Below are 21,367 nucleotides of genomic sequence, written 5' to 3'. Positions count from 1 at the left end.
CTTATGGCCGGGCCCCTTATTGATTGCCGCCAGCGGGGACGCCGGGGAACCGTTTATAGTCGCGAAAATATAGCACCTGATGTACGACAACGTACATGGTGAAAATCCCTACGGCAGATACGCGCCTGCTTTCAGGGAGCTGAAAGCAGGAAGAACAGCATCAAACTGCTTTCCAATTTGTATGACAACCGATAACGCCGAGTCCGGCGCGTCTGCCTAGAAGTGGTAGGCAAACCGCGCGCTGGCCGTCTGGCTGATATAGGAATGGCTGAAGTCCGCCGTGTATCCCGCCTTCACCTCGAAGCCTCCCACGCGCAGGAACTGGAGGCCCAGGTCGACCTTGGCCAGCACTTCCGGCGTCTTCACGTAATCGGTGAACGTGCCGTTGCCCGCATCCGCCCCCACGAAACTGGACGTCACGGTGTATGAACTGTCCGGCCGCCAGACGAAGCCCAGCGCGGCGTAGGCGCGCAAGGTGGTCTTGGCGTCCACCTCATAACGCTGCCCGACTTCCACCATCGGCGAAAGCGCCACGTTGAAGTCGTCGTTGGTGCGCACGTTCAATGCATAGCCGGGGGCGCCCTTTTCCTTGAAGCCCGGCATGTGGGTGTAGATGAAGTCCAGATCGCCGTAGGGCTTCACGTACCAGGTGTCCTGGGCGAACTCATAGCCCACGCGCAGGCGCGACCCCGCGAGAAAGATACTGGGCTTGCTGGTGGTGGTCTGCGTCTGGCCGAACACGTCGATGTGCCGGTTCGAGTCGAACGAGCCGCTGGCCGCCGCCAGCGAGCCGGCGAAATACCAGGGGCCCGCCACGCGCTTCAGGGTGATGGAGCCGTCGTAGGTATCGCCGTCGCCATTCGAGCCGTCCTTGCCGCGCGCCCAGGTCTGGCCCGCCGCCGCCGACGCCCCCAGGTACCAGCCGGGCGCGATGCGATGCTGCCCGCCCACGCGGTACGTGGTGCCCGATACGTGATAGCCCTGCGTGTCGCCCGTCGTCGATTGGTCGGCCCAACGGCCGTTCACCTGGCCCCAGACGCAATTGTCTTCCGACAGCATCGTGCCCTGCTTTTCGAACACGGGGCAGCTCATGGACGAACCCAGGATGGTGCCGGCCGAGTTCGCCAGCGCGATGGACTGCACCTGGGTGGCCTTGCTGGAGAACCTGTCCAGCGTGTCCTTGTAGGTGCCGCCATCGTCGATGTGCGACATGCCGCCGAACACGCCGGCGATCGTGCGATCGGAATTGGCCCAGGCGCGTGCGTAGTACTGCGCCAGCGACGACTGGCTGTCGCTCAGGCCCACGCCTTCGGGCTTGAAGTTCGCATTCGCGGGCGTCAGCGTGATCGTGTTGTCCGAGCGGCGCGCATCCCAATCGAAGATCAGCGAGTCCTGCGCCTGCGCGGTCGTGCGCAGGTCGCCGGCCACGAGCACCGGCACCGTACCCGGCAGCAGCGTGATGGCATTGGGCACGATCGTCCCATCCACCGTGGCGGTGCCGTCCACCTTCAACAGGCTGACGTTGTCGTTCAGCGAATCGATCATGGGGCTGAGACGGCCGCTGCCCGTCTGGTTGAAGTGCCCGAACACGCGGGTCTTCATCTGCGGATTGTCGAAGGCGATCAAGCCCTGGTTCTGAATGTCCGCCAGCGCCTGCGTGCCCGGCACCCAGGTGCCGTAGTTGTTGAGGCTGCCGCGCGGCTGCAGCAGTGCGCCACGCAAGGTCAGCGGGCCGGGCGTCCAGGGACCGGGCACCCAGTTGTTCGCGTTCTCGACGGCGTTCAGGTCCAGGTTGCCCGTGATGGCGCCGTAGTTCGCCAGGGCAATGGTGCCGCCGCCCGTGACCTTGATGGCCGTGCCGTTCGAGCCGTCCGAGTTCGTGACGACGCCGCCGGCATTGATCGTGACCCAGGAATCGTAGACGACGGAACCGGTGCCGGCGCCGGGACCGCCGGGCCTGTCGATCCAGATGCCCGCGGCGCTGCTGGACTGGGCTTCCTGCGCGCCGCCCTGGCCGCCCTGCGTGCCGGAGTGGTTGGGATCCGTACCCCCGATCACGGTGGCCCCTCCAACCTGCACATCCGGCGTGCCGCCTTGCGGCGATCCGTAGCCCGCGGCCTGCGCGAAGATGCCGATGCCGTTGGTGCCCGTCGCCGACACCGTGCCGCCGAGGATGTTGACCGAAAAATTCTGGTAGCCGTTGGCCGGCGAACCGCTGCACGAACTCGACGTACAGACATTGCTGGTCTGCTGCAGCGGCGCGCCCGCATACAGCGTGGTGCCGTTCAGCACGATGCCGCCGCCCCCGCCCACGCTCTGCGCCAGGATGCCGATGCCGCCAGGGCCGTTCGCATTGATATTGGCGTAGGAGTTGATCAGCACGGCGCCGCCATTCGCGTTGCCGGGTACCCGCTGGTCCGAAAACGCCGGGTTGTAGCCGGTAGTCATGGACGGCGTGCTGTTGGTGCCGTCATCCACCCGGATGATGCCGCCGCCGTTGCCGATCGATTGCGCCAGCACGCCGACGCCGGCCGTGCCGTTGGCGCTGATCGTGGTCGGCGTCGTCAGCTGGACCAGCACCGTCCCGCCCGTGGCGTTGGGATTGTCGCTTTGGCCACCGAGCTTGAATGTCGGGGCGCCCGTCCCGGCCTGCGTGGCGATGATGCTGCCACCGCCTCCGCCTATGCTTTGCGCCAGGATGCCGTACGCGCCGTAGCCCGACACATTGATCGTCATCCCTGCGTTGTTCACGTAGTTCGAGTTCACGGTCACGTTGCCGCCCGCGCCGCTGGACGCCCCGCCGCCGCCGGCGGTGAACGACATGGCGTTGGCCACATGCGGCTGGCCCATGGCCTTCCACGCGCTGGACCCCGCGCCGGCAATGCCGCCGCCGCCGCCGATGGCCTGCAGGTTCAAGCCATCCGCGAAGTCGCCCGCCGTGGTGATGGTGCTGCCGTTGGATGCGCTGTTCTCGAAGTCGACATTACCCGCGTTGCCGCCGCTGCCTCCGCTACCGGTCTGCGAGGCGCCGACCGACAGGTTCCCGCCCGATGCATCCGAACCGTCGGCGGCCATCCCGCCACCGCCGCCGATGCTTTGCGCGACCACGCCGGTGGCCGCATAGCCCACGGTCTGGATGCTGGCGCCACTGGAGAAATTTACGTTGACCGCGCCGCCGCTGCCGCCGCTGCCTCCGGTCCCACCCACGGCCGTATTCAGGAAGACATTGTGTTCCGCCGGGTCGGCGCCCGTGCCCGACGCGATGGCCGTGCCGCCCTTGCCGCCGCCGCCGCCGATGGATTGCGCCACGATGCCGTGCGCCCAGTCGCCGCTGCTCGCCTGCTGGTTGCCGCCGGCGACGACCGGATTGCCCAGGGTCGCGATCGCCGAGGCCAGCGTCACGGATACCGGGCCTCCGGAACCGCCATCCCCGCCGGTACCGCCGATGGAATGATTCATCGTGGTGTTCTGCTGCGGCGTCCACTTGCCCGAGTCGATGGCGCTGACGACGTTGCTGACGAACTCGCGGCCCTCCAGCGAGAGCAGCACCGGGTTGTCGCCCGAGGCGTCCGAGCCGGAAGAACCGCCCAGGCCGCCGCCACCGCCGATGGACTGGGCCAGCACGCCCGTCGCGTCGTTGCCATGGGTGACGATGGGCGCGGCCACCGACACGGTCACTGCCAGGCCCGTGCCGCCGTTCTCGCTTTGCTGGTTGCCCAGGTTGACGTTTTCGCCCTGCTTCTGGGTGGCGCCTTCGGGCGGCGAAAGCGACTGTCCCAGGCTGAAGGAACCGCCTTCCGACGTCCCGCCGCCGCCGCCGATGGATTGCGCGATGATGCCCACCGCCCCCGAGCCCCAGGTCTGGATGCCGCTGCCCGGGTACAGGTTGACGGTGACATTCCCGCCATCGCCGCCCGGCGATCCCGCCCGCCCCACGTTGAACGACACGGAGGTACTCGCCCCGGTGCCGAAGTCCTGCGTATTGCCACCGCCCACGCCGGCGTTGCCGCCGCCGCCGCCAATGGACTGCGCGATGACGCCCGGCGCAAAATCGCCAAAGGTCTGGATGGACGTATTGGTGCCATTGCAATCGCAGGTGAAGCTGGAACCGTCGACGGCGACCGAACCGCCGATGGCGACCTGCACGGTCGAGCCGTTGCCGGCCTTTCCTCCAGTGCCTGCCACCGTGGACGTCACCTGGGCCGCGGGGGCCTTGCCGCCGTCCGGCACGGACCCGGACCCATAGCCGATCGTGGCCGCCATGGCCGACGAATCGCCGCCGTCGCCGCCGCCGCCGCCCACGCTCTGGACCAGCGCGCCGACGCCGCCATTGCCCGCCGTGGTGATCGTGCCGCCGCTGGACAGGGAAAACTGCGCGATGCCGCCATTGCCGCCCGCGCCGCCATTGCCCCCTACCGCCACCGCCGCCGCGATGGCCGCCTGCGAACCGCCCGGCGTCACGGGAGCCGCGATCGCAATGGCCTGTGCCGTGGCCTGGCCGCCGCTTCCTCCGCCCCCGCCCACGCTTTGCACCACCACGCCATGGCTGTCCACCGGCAGCACGTTGCAGGCGCCGCCCGCCTGGCCGCCAGACCCCAGGCAGGAGCCCGGCGCCGTCGACCCGATGATCAGATGCGGATCCTGACCCGTCGCGATGGAGCCGCCCGCCAGGCTGACGGAAACCTGCCCCGCGTCGCTGGGTGCGTTGCCGCCCCTGCCGCCCACCGACACCGAAGCATCGAAGACGGCGCTGGCCGACGTGCCCATGGCCGATCCACCGGTGCCGCCGCCGCCGCCGATCGATTGCGCGATCAGGCCCGCCGACTTGCTGCCGGATGCCGACACGTTGGCGCCGTTGCCGCTGACGAGAACGTTGCCGCCGGCTCCGCCATCGCCGCCCTGTCCGCCTACCGAGACCGTCACGGCCACGCCGGTGCTGGTCGCGCTGCCCCCGTTGCCGCCGCCCCCGCCGATGGACTGGAAGATAAGGCCGTGCGCGCCCGCGCCGGTGGTGCTGATGTTCGATCCGCTGTTCAGCGTGGCATTGATGTCGCCGCCCGCCGCCGCGTTGCCGCCGGTGCCGCCCACAGCCACGGAAACGCTGTACGAACCGCCGCCATCGCCGCCGCTGCCGCCGATGGACTGCGTGAGCACGCCGATCGAACCTTCGCCCGACGTCGAAATGGCGCCGCTATTGACCAAGGTCACGCCACCGCCGTTCGAGCCATTGCCGCCGCTTCCACCCGGGCTGTTGAACACGCCGGATCCCTGGCCGCCCGCGCCGCCGCCACCGCCGATGGATTGCAGCAGAATGCCTTCGGAATTGTCGCCCGCAGTGCTGATGGCGCCGCTGTTCGTGACGGCAACCGCGCCTGCCGCGCCCCCAGCGCCGCCCGTGATGCCGCCGGTATGGAACAGCGACCAGCTCGAACCGCCGTTGCCCCCGGAACCCGCCATGGACTGCACGAGTATGCCGCGCGAGGTCAGCCCTGCCGTGGTGATGGCGGCTGCGTTCGTGACGGTCACCGTGCCCGCCTGCCCGCCCGTGCCGGGGGTGCCGCCGCTGGCCGAAAATACCGTGTTCTTGCCATTCGCATCGCCACCGGCCGCGCTCAAGGTCTGCGCCAGGATGCCCATGGAATCGTTGCCCGCGGTGGTGATCGCGGAACCGCCATCCGTCTGGATGAAGATGTTGCCCGACGCACCGCCGTTGCCGCCATTGCCGCCCGTCGCGCTGGACGCGCTGGCAAAGCCGCCGTCGCCGCCTATGCCGCCCTCGGTTCGCGCGACGATGCCGGGAGAGGTGGCCTGTTGCGTCTGGATCAGGGTCGATCCGACCGTTACGCTGATGTCGCCGCCCGCGCCACCGTTCCCGCCGGTGCCGCCCTGCGCGCTGCCGGCCAGATTCGTCTGCGAACGCCCGCCATACCCCGCTGTCCCGCCCAGGCTGTAGGCATAGATGCCAGGCGAGGTCGCGCCGTTGGTGGATAGCGTCACCACGTTCGGGCTGCTTCCTTGCACCTGGATATTGATGGGCCCGGCGTTGCCGCCGTTACCGCCATTGCCGCCCTGCGAATGGGAGAACCCTCCATCCTGGCTGTTGCCGCCGTAGCCGCCGGCGCCGCCCAGTTGCGCCGCGACAATGGCCGGAGACTGCCCGATACCGCCGGCCGTCGTCATGATCGTGTTCGATCGCGTCTGCGCCAGCACGGAGATCGAAGCGCCGGCCGTACTGCCGCCGGCGGCGCCGTTCTGGTACGGGTTCAAGGTGCCGTCGCCCGATGCCGGCGTCCCGCCATAGCCGCCCGCGCCACCCGCGCTGTACGCCAGCAGGCCGGGCAAATCGCTGCCGCTGCCCGTGATGAAGGCGTCCGTCAGCGCGATCTGCGCCGCGCCCGCCGCGCCGCCGCTGGCGCCGCTGTTGGTGTTGCCTTGCGCCGCGTACCCGCCCGCGCCGCCGATGCTGTAGGCGCCCACCACCGCGCTGGGCGCGGCCGGGAAACCCGATGGCGGCGTGCCTTGCACGGTCAGGGCCACGTCGCCGAATTTGCTCAAGGTGACCGTGGCCGCCCCTGCCGCGCCGCCGCTGCCGCCATACGAACCGCCGTCGGTCCCCGCATCGGTATTGCCGCCGGCGCCGCCCTGGGAATAAGCCTGGATGCCGTAGACGCCCGTGTTGCCGCTGCCCGCGTTCTGCCAGGTCCAGTTCACGCCCACCGATGCGCCGGAGGTCACCGACGCCGGTCCGCCCGCCCCACCCGCCGCGGCATTGAAAATCAGGTTGGGTCCGCTGGCGGAGGCGCCGCCCACCGACATGGCCTGTATGCCCGCGAACCCGGTCGTCCCGCTCAGCGTCGCATTGACACCGCCGTTGTTGACGACCGACACGCCGGCGGAAGCGCCGCCCTGCGTCCCGTAGGTGCCTTGCACCTGGCCGACGCCTCCCTGGTCGGCCGCCCAGATCGCCGCGCCCCCTATAGCCTGCACTGCCGGCGAATTCAAGGTGATCGAGGCGGAGTTGGTCACCGACACGATGCCGGCCGTATTGGTGCCGGCGGACGCGGGGGCCCCCTGCTGCAATGCCCAGATCCCGAAGACGTAATCGTTGAGGGTGGACGGCCCGCCCGCCAGGCCGATGTTGCCCTGGTTGTAGACGGAAAAACCCTGGGGAGACCCGCTGTAGGTCGAAACGCCCAAGGCGGCATTGGACGAGGACGGCGGCGTATAGCTGATGGGGGCGTTGTTGTTGACCGATGCGAACTGGCCCGATGGTACGACGACCCCGATGGACGAACTGGCGGGCGTGTTGCCGTTCACGCATAGATACTCGCCGTTCGATGTGCACGTCATGGCCTGCGCCAGTGCCGCGTGCGGTGCCATGAATGCGGCCGCGCCGCCCAGCAACGCCCCACCGCCCACCGTCACCCTCACCCGATTCTTCATTCGCTCGATTCCATGTAGGGGCATGGATGAACCGTATCGACATCCAGCCCGGGATACAGCGTTGCGACGCAACTTTATGTTGCAATCATCATTTCTAATTGTTCAGATGCGCGCCGCAGATTATCAAAAGATAACCAGACTGTGTATGAAATATGTACTTCTGTTGCTCCGCGGCCGCACTGCCAGGGTCCAGGTGCACGGCATTCAGCGTCGATTCATGCGGAATGATCTAGCGGCTCGGACTCAACGTTCATTCCACGTCGCGCCGCCCCCTTCCCGCCGCCCATCCCTAAAATCGTCGGCACGTTTGTCCCGAATCGATGGGACCGGGTAATGAGGACCAGGCAATGAAAGCAACACTTCTGCGTATCGGTATCGCCGCGACGGCGGCATTTGCGGCCGCCTCGGGCACAGCGTGGAGCGCCGACGCGGCGCCGCGGATGACCACCACCAGCGTTCTGGACACCTGCGCGACGGCATTGGCCGGCCAGCCCAGAACAGCGTTGCATGGCTGCCTGGACACGGAATTGAAGACGGCCCGGCGGCAGATGGATGGCGCCTACGCGCAGGTCGAATCCGATCTCAGGAAGATCGATTCCGCCTCGACGCCGGAAGCGCTGCGAACGCTGAAGCATTCCCAGGACAGCTTCAAAAGCTTCCTGCAGAAGGAGTGCAGGCGACAGGGCGCGGCGCTGATGGGCGGCACGGGCGCCGGCGACACCGAACAGGCTTGCCAGGTGGCCCTGACGCGATGGCGCACCGCGCAGTTGCTGGAACAATGAACGAACGTCGCGGCGGCGAACCCGCCGCCCTTCAATCCGCCTGCGCGCGCATCTGCTCGGCGACGTAGTCCAGGAAGCAGGCGATGCGCGAAGCCAGTTGCGTGTTCCGGTAGTACACCGCATGCACCGGCTGCCGCAGTTCCACGGTGTCGCGCGCCAGCACCTGCACCAGATCACCGCGCCGGCGATCTTCCCGGGTCATGAAATCCGCCAGGCAGGCCAGGCCCTGTCCGGCCAGCGCCAGTTGCCGCAGGGTTTCCCCGCTGGACGCCGACAACGTGGGCGCGATCGGCATGGAGGTTTCCTCCCCCTGCCGTAGCGGCCATTGGTTCAGGCTATCCGGCTGCGTGAAACCCAGCAGGCTGTGACGGGCCAGGTCCGCCGGGCTGCGCGGCTTGCCGTGCTGCTTCAGGTAGGACGGGCTGGCCAGTATCCGCAGGGCATTGCTGCCCAAGGGACGCGCGTGCAACGTCGAATCGCGCAGCGGACCGATACGGATGGCGATATCCGTGCGCTGCTCCAGCAGATCGATGATCTGGTCGCTGGTGTGCAACTCCAGCGTGATCTCCGGGTAGCGTTCGCGAAAACCGCCGACCAGCGGCACCACCACGTGCAGCATGAAAGGCGACGCGGCATTCACGCGCAACAGGCCGGCGGGCACCTGGCGGCGCACCGCCATCTGCTCTTCCATCGCCTCCACCGATTCGATGATGCGGCGCGCATCGTCCAGGAATAGCTGCCCTTCCTGCGTCAGCGCCAGCCGGCGGGTCGTGCGCTGCAATAGCGTGGTGTCCAGCTTGCGTTCCAGCCGGGCCAGCGCACGGCTGATGGCGGATACGGTCTGGCCCAGATGGGTCGACGCGGCCGTGATGGAGCCGGTGTCCACCACGGCGATGAAGGTCTGCATTTCGTCCAGGGTCGTCTTCATGCCGGGATCTTAGCCGGACAACGGTCTTGCGCGCCGCGGTTGACTTCCCGTTTTACGCCCCGATATAAGTAGGCATGACCGACGTCCGCGCCGGCGCCCTTGCGCTGGACGCCTTCCACCCCGCCGTTGCCAGCTGGTTCCGACAGGCTTTTCCATCGCCCACCCCGGCGCAGGAAGCCGCGTGGCCGCTCATCCGCGAGCGCCGCCCCGTGCTGATCGCGGCACCGACCGGTTCGGGCAAGACCCTGACCGCTTTCCTGGCCGCCATCGACGAACTGGTGCGCGACAGCATCGCGGCCGGCGGCACACTGCCCGACGAAACGGCGGTGGTCTACGTGTCCCCGCTGAAGGCCTTGTCGAACGACATCCAGGTCAACCTGGAAGCGCCGCTGGCCGGCATCGGCCAGGCGCTGCGGCAAATGGGCCTGCCGGAGCACGGGATACGGACGGCGGTGCGCACCGGCGACACCACCCAGCAGGACCGCGCGGCCATGCGCAAGCGGCCGCCGCACATCATCGTCACGACGCCGGAATCGCTGTACGTGCTGCTGACCTCGACCAGCGGGCGGGCGATGCTGGCCACGACGCGCACCGTGATCGTCGATGAAATCCACGCGGTGGCGGGCACCAAGCGGGGCAGCCATCTGGCCCTCAGCCTGGCGCGGCTGGACGCGCTTTGCGCCGAGCCCCCAGCGCGCATAGGACTGTCCGCCACGCAGAAACCGTTGGACGCCGTTGCGCGCTTCCTGGCCGGCGCCGAGCGCGCGCGGGACTGCGCCATCGTCGACGTCGGCCATACGCGCCAGCGCGACCTGGCGATCGAGCTGCCGCCCGTGCCACTGGAGGCCGTCATGGCCACCGATGTGTGGGACTTGCTCTATGACCGCATGGCGGCGCTGGCGACCGCGCACCGTACCACGCTGGTGTTCGTGAACACGCGCCGTACGGCGGAGCGCGCGGCGCGCCATCTGGCCGAGCGCCTGGGGGCCGACGCAGTGGCCGCGCACCACGGCAGCCTGTCCAAGGAACACCGCCTGCACGCCGAGCAACGCTTGAAGCGCGGCCAGCTGCGGGTGCTGGTGGCGACGGCTTCGCTGGAGCTGGGCATCGATATCGGCGACGTCGACCTGGTCTGCCAGGTAGGATCGCCGCGCGGCATTTCGGCGCTGCTCCAGCGCGTGGGCCGCGCGGGACACCATGTGGGCGGGATCCCCAAGGGCCGGCTGTTTCCGACCTCGCGCGACGACCTGATCGAATGCGCGGCGCTGCTGGATTGCGTGCGGCGCGGCGAGCTGGACCTGCTGCACATTCCGCGCGCACCGTTGGATGTGCTGGCGCAGCAGATCGTGGCGGACGTTTCGTGCCGCGAGTGGCAGGAAGACGCGCTGTACGAGATGGTGCGCCAGGCGGCACCCTATGCCGAGTTGCCGCGCGAACGCTTCGATGCCGTGCTGCGCATGCTGACCACCGGCCACCTGGGCCGTAACGGGCAGCGCGCCACCTATCTGCATCGCGATGCCGTCGCGCGCACCGTTCGGGGCAGGCGCGGCAGCCAGCTGACCGCGGTGACCTCCGGAGGCGCCATACCGGAGAACGCCGATTACGCGGTGGTGCTGGAACCGCAGGGCCTGAACATCGGCACGGTCAACGAGGACTTCGCCGTCGAAAGCCTGGCCGGCGATGTGTTCCAGTTGGGGAACACGTCCTATCGCATCTTGCGCGTCGAGACGGGGCGGGTGCGCGTGGAAGACGCGCAGGGAATGCCGCCGAATATTCCGTTCTGGATGGGAGAAGCGCCCGGCCGCAGCGATGAGCTGTCCGCCGGCGTCGCGCGCCTGCGGGCGCGGGTGAATGCTCTTCTCGAGCATGGCCCGGCGGGCGGCGCGGTCGATGCCGCGCAGGCGCGAGCGCCCGAAGCGAACGGCGCGATGCCGCGGCAGGCGTTCGAGACGGGTGCCGCCGCGCTGCAATGGGCATCTGAAACGCTGGCCGCCGAAATCGGCATCGATTCCGCGTCCGCCCGGCAGATCGTCGACTACCTGGCGCGGGCACGTGCCTCGCTGGGCGAACTGCCCACGCAGGACACCCTGATCCTGGAACGCTTCTTCGACGAATCCGGCGGCATGCAACTGGTGCTGCACGCGCCCTTCGGCAGCCGCGTGAACCGCGCCTGGGGCCTGGCGCTGCGCAAGCGCTTCTGCCGCCGCTTCAATTTCGAATTGCAGGCCGCCGCCACGGAAGACGCCATCGTGCTGTCGCTGTCCGACGCGCATAGTTTTCCGCTCGACGAGGTCTGGACCTATCTGCGCGCGGCCACGGCGGAAGAGGTGCTGATCCAGGCCCTGCTGGACGCCCCCTTGTTCAACGTGCGATGGCGCTGGACGGCAGGCTTTGCGCTGGCCTTGCCGAGGTTTTCCGGCGGCCGCAAGGTCGCGCCTCCCATCCAGCGCATGCGCAGCGACGATCTGCTCGCTTCGGTTTTTCCGGACCAGGCAGCCTGCCTGGAAAACGTCCAGGGGGAGCGCGAGATCCCGGACCATCCGCTGGTCGCGCAGGCGCTGGACGATTGCCTGCACGAAGCAATGGACAGCGAAAGCTGGCTGGCCATACTGCGGCGTATCGAACAGGGCGAGTGCCGGCTGCTGGCGCGCGACCTGCCGGCGCCGTCGCCGCTGGCGATGGAGATACTGAGCGCGAAGCCTTACGCGTTCCTGGACGACGCACCGCTGGAAGAACGCCGCGCGCATGCCGTCATGGCGCGCCGCTGGAGCGACCCGGCCGACGCGGACGATCTGGGCGCGCTGGACGCCGACGCCATCGACCGCGTGCGGACGGAAGCCTGGCCAGAGCCGCGCGACGCCGACGAAATGCACGAGGCGCTGAACGAACTGGCCTTCGTCACGGCGGATGAAGCGGACGCGCACGCGCACTGGCATGCGTGGCTGCAGGCCCTGGCCGAAACCGGCCGCGCCTGCCGGCTTCGGCTGAGGCCGCCCGTGAGTCCACCCACCGTCGCGGCCGGGCCCGCCGATCAGGCGCCTTCCGCGCGCACGACGTTCTGGGTGGCGCTGGAGCGCCTGGGCGCCCTGCTCGCGGCCTACCCGGGATCGGATCCCGAACCCGCCCTGTCGCCCTTGCCGGAAGACGGCGCCTGGGATCCCGACAAGGCCAGGGTGGAAATCGTGCGGGCGCGCCTCGGCGCCAGTGGGCCCATCGCCACGGAGGCGCTCGCCGCACTGCTGCGCTTGCCACTATCCACGGTTGCCATTGCGCTGGCCCAGCTGGAAGCCGAAGGAAGCATCATGCGCGGCCGCTTCACGCCCGGCGCCACCACCGAGGAATGGTGCGAGCGGCACCTGCTGGCCCGCATCCACCGCTACACCATCAAGCGCCTGCGCAGCGAAGTCGAGCCGGTTTCCCGCCAGGACTACATGCGTTTCCTGTTCGATTGGCAACACGTATCGGGCGACGCGCGCCTGAGCGGCCCGCACGCGCTGCCTACCGTCCTGGACCAGTTGGAAGGCTACGAAGCGCCCGCCGGCGCCTGGGAAAGCGAACTGCTTTCCGCCCGCATCGCCGACTATGCGCCGGACTGGCTGGACGAGCTGTCCCGCGCCGGCAAGATCGCCTGGACCCGCCTGTCCCCACCGGCGCGCGCCGCCGGCAGCCGCCCAGGCGCCGGGCCGGTACGCGCGACGCCCATGGTGATCCTGCCCCGGCGCCATCTGCGCCTCTGGCAGGCCCTGCCGCACCTGGATGCCCCCGTCGACGTTACCCCACGCGCTCAGTTGGCGCTGTCGGCTCTGCTGGACGGCGGCGCCATGTTCTTCGACGAACTGTTGGCGGAAACACGCCTGCTGCCCAGCCAGCTGGAAGAAGTCCTGGGCGAACTGGTGGCGGCCGGCCTGATCGCCGCCGACAGCTTTGCCGGCCTGCGCGCCCTGCTCCTGCCGGCGTCCAGACGCACCGCCCATGCCGCCCGCAAGAGACGCGGCGCCATGCCCGACCCGCTGGAAGCCGCCGGCCGCTGGGCGCCGGTCCGGCGCACGCGACAGGAAGCAATGCCGGCCCTGGCCGCCGCCACGAGTACAGGCCCAAATGCAATGGCGGATGCCGCGCCACGGACAGCGGCCCCTGCCAGACCGGCGCACCGCCAGACGATCCCCGCGGACACGCTGGAGCACATCGCCCGCGTCCTGCTGCGCCGCTACGGCGTGGTCTTCTGGCGCCTGCTGGACCGCGAAGCCGCCTGGCTGCCCCCATGGCGCGAATGGCTCCCAGTCCTGCACCGCATGGAAGCCCGCGGCGACATCCGCGGCGGCCGCTTCGTCGACGGACTCGCGGGCGAACAATTCGCCCTGCCGGAAGCCATTCCCCTGCTCCGTCAGATACGCCGCCGTCCGCCGGAAGGCGCCCTAGTGCGTATCTCGGCGATCGATCCGCTGAACCTGTGCGGCACGCTGCTGCCCGGCGAAAAAGTGCCGGCCCTGGCCGGCAACCGCATCCTGTTCCGCGACGGCCTCCCGGTCGCCAGCTGGATCGCCCGCAAGCCCGTCTGCGACCCCACACTGCAAGGTCCCGAGCGCGAGCGATTGCTGCGCGTGCTGATCGCCGGAGAAACGTACAGCGCCGAAGCGGAAGAAGCCTGACCGACCAGGCTGAGGTATCAGCAATTCTCATCGATTTTGATACTTCTCAAATCGCCACGCCAACACCCAAAAGCAATTTATATTGTCGGCTACGTCGTTTTACTGCCCGACATCGATCTGTATTGCAATCTGGGGAAATTATGAACATTGAAATAGCCGCGCGGCAGCGGGACGCCGCCGATCGCCTGGCACGCGGCGCCGCGTCCGCCTTCGTCGGTTTCGCTCTTGCCTGCTTTTCACTGGGGTTCTCGTCCCCCGCCGCCGCGCAAGGCGCCATCAAGATCGGCGAGATCAACAGCTATAAATCGCAACCGGCGTTTCTGGACCCGTACCGCAAGGGCATGGAGCTGGCCGTCGAGCAGGTCAACGCCGCCGGCGGCATCGGCGGCAAAAAGCTGGAGCTGATCACGCGCGACGACAACGCCAACCCCGGCGATGCCGTGCGTGCCGCCGAAGAACTGCTGTCGCGCGAGCGCGTCGACGTGCTGATGGGATCCTTCCTGTCCAATATCGGCCTGGCGCTGACCGACTTCGCCAAGCAGAAGAAAGTGTTCTTCCTGGCCAGCGAGCCGCTGACCGACAAGATCGTCTGGCAGGACGGCAACCGCTACACCTTCCGGCTGCGCGTCTCCACCTATATGCAGACCGCCATGCTGGTGCCCGATGCCGCCAAGCTGAACAAAAAGCGCTGGGCCATCGTCTACCCCAACTACGAATACGGCCAATCGGCTGCCGCCACGTTCAAGGCCTTGATGAAAAAGGCCCAGCCCGATGTCGAATTCGTCGCCGAGCAGGCGACCCCGCTCGGCAAGGTCGATGCCGGCAGCGTCGTGCAAGCCCTGGCCGATGCCAAGCCGGACGCCATCTTCAACGTCCTGTTCGCCGCCGACGTCGCCAAGCTGGTCCGCGAAGGCAACACCCGCGGCCTGTTTCCCAACACGCCCGTGGTCAGCCTGCTGAGCGGCGAACCGGAATACCTGGATCCCCTGAAGGAAGAAACCCCCAACGGCTGGATCGTCACCGGGTATCCCTGGTACTCCATCCAGACCCCCGAACACACGGCTTTCCTGAAGGCCTACCAGGACCGCTTCAAGGACTACCCGCGCCTGGGATCCATCATCGGCTACAGCTCCGTCATGTCGATGGCGGCGGGCATGAAGAAAGCCGGCGGCGCCGACACCGAAAAACTCGTCGCCGCCTTCGAAGGCTTGAAGGTCGGCACGCCCTTCGGTCCCATCGAATACCGCGCCATCGACCATCAATCCACCATGGGCGCCTACGTCGGCAAGCTGGCCCAGAAGGATGGCAAGGGCGTCATGGTCGATTACCAATACATGAACGGCGCGAATTTCCTGCCCTCGGACGAGGAAGTGAAGAAGCTGCGTCCGGCGAATTGATGACCGGCCTGAGCCTGAATGCGCTGATCGTCCAGCTGCTGAACGGCCTGGCCGAAGCATCCACGCTGTTCCTGGTCGCCGCGGGCCTGTCGCTGATCTTCGGCGTAACGCGCATCGTCAACTTCGCCCACGGTTCGCTGTATATGGTGGGCCTGTACGTCGCATACAGCCTGACCGAACGATACGGCGCGACGGCGTTGGGTTTCTGGGGCAGCGTGGTGCTGGCCGCCGCCGTCATCGGCATCCTTGGCGCGCTCGTCGAGATCGCGCTGCTGCGCCGCATCTACCGCGCGCCCGAGCTGTTCCAGCTGCTGGCCACGTTCGCGCTGGTGCTGGTGATCAACGACGCGGTCCTGGCCATCTGGGGCCCGGAAGACCTGCTGGGCCGGCGCGCGCCGGGGCTGGGCGGCGCCGTCTCCATCCTGGGCCGGCAGTTCCCGGCATACAGCCTGGTCCTGATCGCCCTCGGCCCGATCGTGCTGGGCCTGCTCTGGCTGCTGCTGACACGCACGCGCTGGGGCACGCTGGTGCGCGCCGCCACACAGGATAGGGAAATGCTGGGCGCCCTGGGCGTCAACCAGGCGTGGCTGTTCACCGGCGTATTCGCGCTGGGCGCGGCCCTGGCGGGCCTGGGCGGCGCGGTGCAGTTGCCGCGCGAACCCGCCAGCCTGGGACTGGACCTGCGCATCATCGGCGACGCCTTCGTCGTGGTCGTCGTCGGCGGCATGGGCTCGATACCCGGCGCCTATGTCGCCGCGCTGCTCATCGCGGAAATCAAGGCGCTGTGCATCGCCATCGGCTCGTTCAGCATCGCCGGCATGGAAGTTTCCCTGGCGCCCTTGACGCTGGTGGCCGAATTCCTGGTCATGGCGATCGTCCTGGCGGTGCGGCCCTGGGGCCTGCTCGGACGCCCCGCCGTGCTGGCGCGCGGCGCGGCGCCGATCGAAGCGCCCCTGCGCCCGTCGTCGCGCGGCCTGCGCTGGTTCGCGGCCGGCATCCTGGCGCTGCTGATCCTGACGCCCCTGCTGGGCGACCGCTTTCCCTATGCCACCGTGCTGCTGACCGACATTCTGACGGCAGTGCTGTTCGCCGCCAGCCTGCACTTCATCATGGGTCCGGCCGGCATGCACTCCTTCGGCCATGCCGCCTATTTCGGGCTCGGCGCCTACGGCGCCGCCCTGCTGCTGAAAAGCGCCTCGCTGCCGATGGAAGCCGCCCTGCTGGGTGCGCCTCTGGTCGCGGCGCTGGGCGCGCTGGTCTTCGGCTGGTTCTGCGTGCGCCTGTCGGGCGTCTACCTGGCCATGCTGACCCTGGCGTTCTCCCAGATCGTGTGGTCGGTGGTCTTCCAGTGGGATGGGCTGACCGGCGGATCGAATGGCATCACCGGCCTGTGGCCGGCGCCGTGGCTATCGGCCGGCTACGCCTACTACTACCTGACGCTGGCATTGACCGTCATCGGCGTCCTGCTGCTGCGACGGGTGCTGTACTCGCCTTTCGGCTATGCCATGCGCGCCGGCCGCGACTCGGTGTTGCGCAGCGACGCCATCGGCCTGGACGTGCGGCGTGTGCAGTGGGCGGCCTTCGTCGTCGCCGGCCTCTTCGCCGGGCTGGCAGGCGCCCTGTACGCCTTCTCCAAAGGCAGCATCGCGCCGGATGTCATGTCGGTCGGCAAGTCCGTGGACGGCCTGGTCATGGTGCTGCTGGGCGGCATCCAGACGCTGGCCGGCCCCATCGTCGGCGCCACCGCCTACACCTGGCTGCAGGACAACGTCATGCGCGCGACCGACTATTGGCGCGCCCTGCTCGGCGGCGTGATCCTGTTGCTGGTCCTGGCCTTCCCGCAAGGTATCGCCGGATACCTCCGCGTCGTCGGCGACCGGCTGCGCGGGCGCCGCGCGGCCAATCGTGCGGCGGATACGGGCTCGTACGGGAGCTCCGCATGAGCCTGCTGCGGGTACGCGCGCTGAGCAAGCATTTCGGTGGCGTCGCCGCGGTCGACGGCATCGATTTCGACGTCGCACCGGGCGAACTGGTGGCCTTGATCGGCCCGAACGGCGCCGGCAAGTCCACCACCTTCAACATGGTCGGCGGGCAGCTCGCGCCTACCGGGGGATCGGTCATCCTGGATGGCAAGGACCTGACCGGCCTGCATCCACGCGATATCTGGCGGCTGGGCGTGGGCCGCACCTTCCAGATCGCAGAGACCTTCGCATCCCTGTCCGTCGTCGAAAACGTGCAGATGACGCTGCTGTCGTATCACGGGCAGGTCTATTCGGCATGGCAGCCGGCGGCGGCGCGTTACCGGTCCGAGGCGCTGGCGCTGCTGGACCAGGTGGGCATGGCCGACCAGGCCGACCGCCCCTGCAGCGAACTGGCCTATGGCGACGTCAAGCGCGTCGAGCTCGCGATGGCCCTGGCGAACGCGCCCAAGATGCTGCTGATGGACGAGCCCACCGCCGGCATGGCCGGTGGCGAACGCAACGCGCTCATGTCCTTGACCCGGCGGCTGGTCGTCGAACGCGGAATGGCGGTGCTGTTCACCGAACACAGCATGGACGTGGTGTTCGCCCACGCGGACCGGGTCATCGTGCTGGGGCGCGGGAAGATCATCGCCCAAGGCAGCACGGCGGCGGTGCGCGCGGACCCGGAAGTGCAACGGATCTACTTCGGCTCAGGGTCGACGTTCGAGACTGTCGCTCCGCACGATCGCGATGAAGGGGCAGCGTCGAATGCCGACGGCGAGGGCATTGGCGAGGACGCCGCAACAGACGCTGGCGTTGGCACGTCGCCGGCACCGGTCGCGACCCCAGCCGTGCCGCGGACGGAAATCCTGCTGCGCGTACGGCGCCTGAACGCCTGGTACGGCGCCGCCCACATCCTGTTCGACCTCGACCTGGAAGTCCGCCGTGGCGAGGTCGTCGCCCTGATGGGCCGCAACGGCGCGGGCAAGTCGACCACCTTGAAAGCCATCATGGGCATGCTGGACAAACGCCGCGGCCATGTGGAATTCATGGGCCGCGACATCTCGCGCAAGGCGCCCCACCAGATCGCCCGCCTGGGCCTGGGATTCGTACCGGAAGACAGGCGCGTCTTCGCCGGCCTGACCGTCGAGGAAAACCTGCACGTCGGCCGGCAGCCGTCCCGCACATGGTCCGACGGCCACCCGGCTCCGAGTTGGACCGCCGACCAGCTCTACGCCCTGTTTCCCAACCTGGCCACCATGCGGACCCGCGCGGGCGACCGCATGAGCGGCGGCGAACAGCAGATGCTGACCGTCGCCCGCACGCTGATGGGCAATCCCTATCTGGTGCTGCTGGACGAGCCCTCCGAAGGCGTCGCCCCCGTCATCGTCGAACAGATGGCGCAAGCCATCATCGAATTGAAGAAGCAAGGCGCCAGCGTGCTGCTGTCCGAACAAAATGCGCGCTTCGCGGAGATGGTGGCGGACAGGGAGTATGTGCTGGAGAAAGGTGAGATCAACGGCCGGGCAGATTCGCGGGCGGATACGGACCCGTGACGCATCGCGCCTCACGGCCAGGTACGTCGATACCGCGCTGGATGGGCGCATCGAAGTCAGCACGCAGTTTCCGTCACCGCGCCGCCCTGACGATATTCGCCGCCTTGGCGATCTGCCTGGTTTTCGCGATTTCACTGGCCACGAAGTTCCGCAACTCAGCGCCGCGCATGTCCTGAGGGCGCAACTCCAGCGCGGCAAGCTGCTGCTGCACGGTCTTCACTTGCAGTGCCTGCGCCACCGCTTCTGCCAGTGTGCGCGCCACGGACTCCGGGGTGCCAGGCGGCGCAAAAAGCGCATACCAATAATTGAAGTCATAACCCGGCAGGTATTCGCCGATCGGCGGAATGTCCGGCATGTTCTCCAGGCGATCCTTGCTGGTGACCGCAATCGCGCGCAGCTGCCCGGACTTGATGGATGCCGTCGCCGATGACGCGGCGTAGTAGAAATCGACGCGTCCGCCTATGACATCGGTGACTGCCTGCGAGGCCCCTTTGTAAGGCACATGCAGGATATCGATCCCCGCCATCTCGTTGAAAAGTTCACCGGCCAGGTGGGTAGCCGCGCCGATCCCTGATGAAGCGAACGTCAACTTCCCCGGGTTGGCCTTGGCGTACTGGATGATCTCGGGCACCGTGTGGTACGGGAAATCCTTCCGCGCGACCAGGATGGCGCCAGCCGTCGCCACCATGCCGATGGGCGTGAACTTCATCGGATCGTAGGGTATGTCAGGATGAATGACGGGACTGATGGACATCGAGCCGTTTCCCGCGAGGAACAAGGTATACCCGTCGGGCGCCGCCCGGCCGACGAATGCGTTGGCGATCTCTCCTCCAGCCCCTATCTTGCTGTCGACGATCACCGACTGCTTCAGCGTCTTGCTCAATTGCTCGCCGATGACCCGCGCCACGGCGTCATTGCCGCCCCCAGGCGGAAAGCCGGTGTAGATCGTGATCGGCCTGGAAGGAAAGTTCTGCGCCGTGGCCAAGGGCGTGGCAAGCAACCCCAACAGCGCGAATACCAGGACCCCGACTTTCCGATTGGAACGAAGCAAACCCTTAAGCATCTTTTCCTCTTTCATTCCGAGAATGAATCAAGCGGCCAGATCGGCCTGCGCGTATTCTTGTAGTCAAGGTGCGTCAGATCGGGCGAAACCGCGCCCTTCGCATCCACGATCATGACCGACGACGCGATGGGCGTGAACGCGTTGCGGAAGTGCTGCTGTGACTTGACGACCAGGACTCGGAAGCCTTCCGGCCGCAGGCCGACGCAGCGCAGGATTTCCAGATCGATCACCTGCAGATTCGCCGTCGCGATGATCACGGTGATCCCCTCCACCTGCAGTACGGCGGTGGCCCCGAGCGACATCTCCAGCCCCTTGCGCATGGTGCCGCTGATGACGAAACGGGCATCCTCATTCGTCAGCGTGACGGTGCCCGTCACCTTCAGCGGTACGCGGCGCTGGCCCGAAAGCGATCCCAGTTCCAATGTCACCGTACTGCCCTCGCCGGCGGCGATACAGGCACGGGCGGCCGCCGGATCCGAAACGCAGGCCACGGCGACGCCCGCGATGCCGGCGGCCAGGAAGGCTTCGAGCAAGGCCACATTGTTGCCAGGCGCGCCCTGGCCCGGATTGTCGGTGGCGTCGCCGATGACCAGGGGCGGGCCACCCTCCGGCGCGCGACTGGCCTGATCGACCGCCTCCTCGATGCTGGCATACCGCACGCTGCGCATATGTCTGGTCGCCCAGATGCCGTCCGCGATCGGCGTCGCGAGCGCTTTCAGGGCGTCCACGCCGCCCCTACCGGTCACGCACACGGAAGGCCCGACCGACTCGATATCGGACCAGGGAAAGCCGGCGCAAACCGCTATCGCCTGGATGTCGGGGGATGCGGCCTGTATCGCGTCGGCTTGCGCCAGCAACGACGGCATCACCGTCGCGTCGGCGTGGGTGCGGCCGAAATCGCATCCGTCCAGCGTGGCGGGCTGCAGGTAGGCGACCTGGAATCTCTCTCCGGTACTGAGCATCCGGTCCAGCAATTCCGCGGCGAGCAGCCCGGTGGGATAGTGATCGACGTGGGGATAGGTGCGGTACGTCACGATGGCGTTCGACAGATCGGCCATGCGCTGGGACACGTTGGCGTGCATATCGAGGCTGACGGACACGGGCACGCTGTCTCCCAACTGTCTGCGCAGGATGGAAAGCAATTCCCCTTCGGCATCGTCGATGTCCTCGACCACCATCGCGCCATGCAGGGCGAGCAGGACGCCGTCAACGCCTTCCGCGGCCTCGCAGATGGTCTTGACGAAAAATTCCCAGGTTGCTTTCGTGACTCTCCCCGCGGGCGTGGCGTGCGCGATGATCGGTTGAACCAGCTCCCAACCGTATTTTTCGGCGGCGTCGATATGCGCCCCGAGTTCGGTCTTGGTTCCTCGCATGTTCCGCGCAACGTCGGCGCCGAGCCAGAACGTCCGGAGCCGGAAGGATTCCAATGTCGTGGGAGTCGTGGAGAAAGTGTTTGTCTCGTGCGAAATTTGTGCAGACAATATCCTGAGCGCCATGAATACTCCTTGTTCAGGAGCTCGATGTTAGGTACCCGGGTTTCGACAATCCAATAAAGACTGCTCATGCCGGCATATCGAATCTGGTATGG

General features: G+C 67.7%; 9 protein-coding genes and 1 pseudogene. 6 read left to right on the top strand and 4 right to left on the bottom strand.

What is annotated here, in order from left to right; genetic code table 11:
* Nucleotides 1-216: 216 nt before the first annotated feature.
* The gene (locus tag CAL12_RS10755) at nucleotides 217-7,443 is read right to left on the bottom strand and encodes an autotransporter outer membrane beta-barrel domain-containing protein (RefSeq protein WP_086064469.1); all 7,227 of its coding nucleotides are present in this window, start codon (nucleotides 7,441-7,443) and stop codon (nucleotides 217-219) included.
* A 347-nt stretch (nucleotides 7,444-7,790) separates the two neighbouring features.
* On the opposite strand from CAL12_RS10755, the gene umoC reads away from it, so the two are divergent.
* Complete coding sequence (gene umoC / locus CAL12_RS10750; protein WP_157792956.1) at nucleotides 7,791-8,225, top strand: lysozyme inhibitor LprI family protein; 435 nt, start codon at nucleotides 7,791-7,793, stop codon at nucleotides 8,223-8,225.
* A 31-nt stretch (nucleotides 8,226-8,256) separates the two neighbouring features.
* On the opposite strand, the gene CAL12_RS10745 is transcribed toward umoC, so the two are convergent.
* The gene (locus tag CAL12_RS10745; RefSeq protein ID WP_086064467.1) at nucleotides 8,257-9,153 is read right to left on the bottom strand and encodes a LysR family transcriptional regulator; all 897 of its coding nucleotides are present in this window, start codon (nucleotides 9,151-9,153) and stop codon (nucleotides 8,257-8,259) included.
* A gap of 74 nt (nucleotides 9,154-9,227) precedes the next feature.
* Between CAL12_RS10745 and CAL12_RS10740 the strand changes: the two genes are divergently transcribed.
* The 5 genes and pseudogenes from CAL12_RS10740 (at nucleotide 9,228) to CAL12_RS28415 (ending at nucleotide 18,716) form a co-directional block, all read left to right on the top strand.
* On the top strand, nucleotides 9,228-13,802 hold the full coding sequence (locus CAL12_RS10740) for a DEAD/DEAH box helicase (RefSeq protein WP_086064466.1): 4,575 nt from the start codon (nucleotides 9,228-9,230) through the stop codon (nucleotides 13,800-13,802).
* Between the two features lie 140 nt (nucleotides 13,803-13,942).
* A complete protein-coding gene (locus CAL12_RS10735; RefSeq protein WP_086064465.1) occupies nucleotides 13,943-15,199 on the top strand; it encodes an ABC transporter substrate-binding protein in 1,257 nt (418 codons plus the stop codon).
* Nucleotides 15,199-17,142: an ABC transporter permease gene (locus CAL12_RS10730; protein WP_086064464.1), complete on the top strand. Its 1,944-nt coding sequence runs from the start codon at nucleotides 15,199-15,201 to the stop codon at nucleotides 17,140-17,142. The genes CAL12_RS10735 and CAL12_RS10730 overlap by 1 nt, the downstream gene beginning before the upstream one ends.
* A pseudogene (locus tag CAL12_RS28420) lies at nucleotides 17,139-17,888 on the top strand (ABC transporter ATP-binding protein); the annotation flags it as partial. The gene CAL12_RS10730 and the pseudogene CAL12_RS28420, both read left to right, overlap by 4 nt.
* Nucleotides 17,889-18,011: 123 nt before the next feature.
* On the top strand, nucleotides 18,012-18,716 hold the full coding sequence (locus CAL12_RS28415; RefSeq protein WP_232464859.1) for an ABC transporter ATP-binding protein: 705 nt from the start codon (nucleotides 18,012-18,014) through the stop codon (nucleotides 18,714-18,716).
* 73 nt (nucleotides 18,717-18,789) lie between these two features.
* Here CAL12_RS28415 and CAL12_RS10720 read toward each other — a convergent pair whose 3' ends face one another.
* Both CAL12_RS10720 and CAL12_RS10715 read right to left on the bottom strand, forming a co-directional pair.
* On the bottom strand, nucleotides 18,790-19,767 hold the full coding sequence (locus CAL12_RS10720) for a Bug family tripartite tricarboxylate transporter substrate binding protein (protein ID WP_157792955.1): 978 nt from the start codon (nucleotides 19,765-19,767) through the stop codon (nucleotides 18,790-18,792).
* 23 nt (nucleotides 19,768-19,790) lie between these two features.
* A complete protein-coding gene (locus CAL12_RS10715) occupies nucleotides 19,791-21,275 on the bottom strand; it encodes a M81 family metallopeptidase (RefSeq protein WP_086064461.1) in 1,485 nt (494 codons plus the stop codon).
* Nucleotides 21,276-21,367: the final 92 nt, after the last annotated feature.

This window comes from Bordetella genomosp. 8 (assembly GCF_002119685.1).
In the GTDB taxonomy this organism is placed as follows: Bacteria; Pseudomonadota; Gammaproteobacteria; order Burkholderiales; family Burkholderiaceae_B; genus Bordetella_C.
This window is presented reverse-complemented; position numbering and strand designations above follow the sequence as displayed.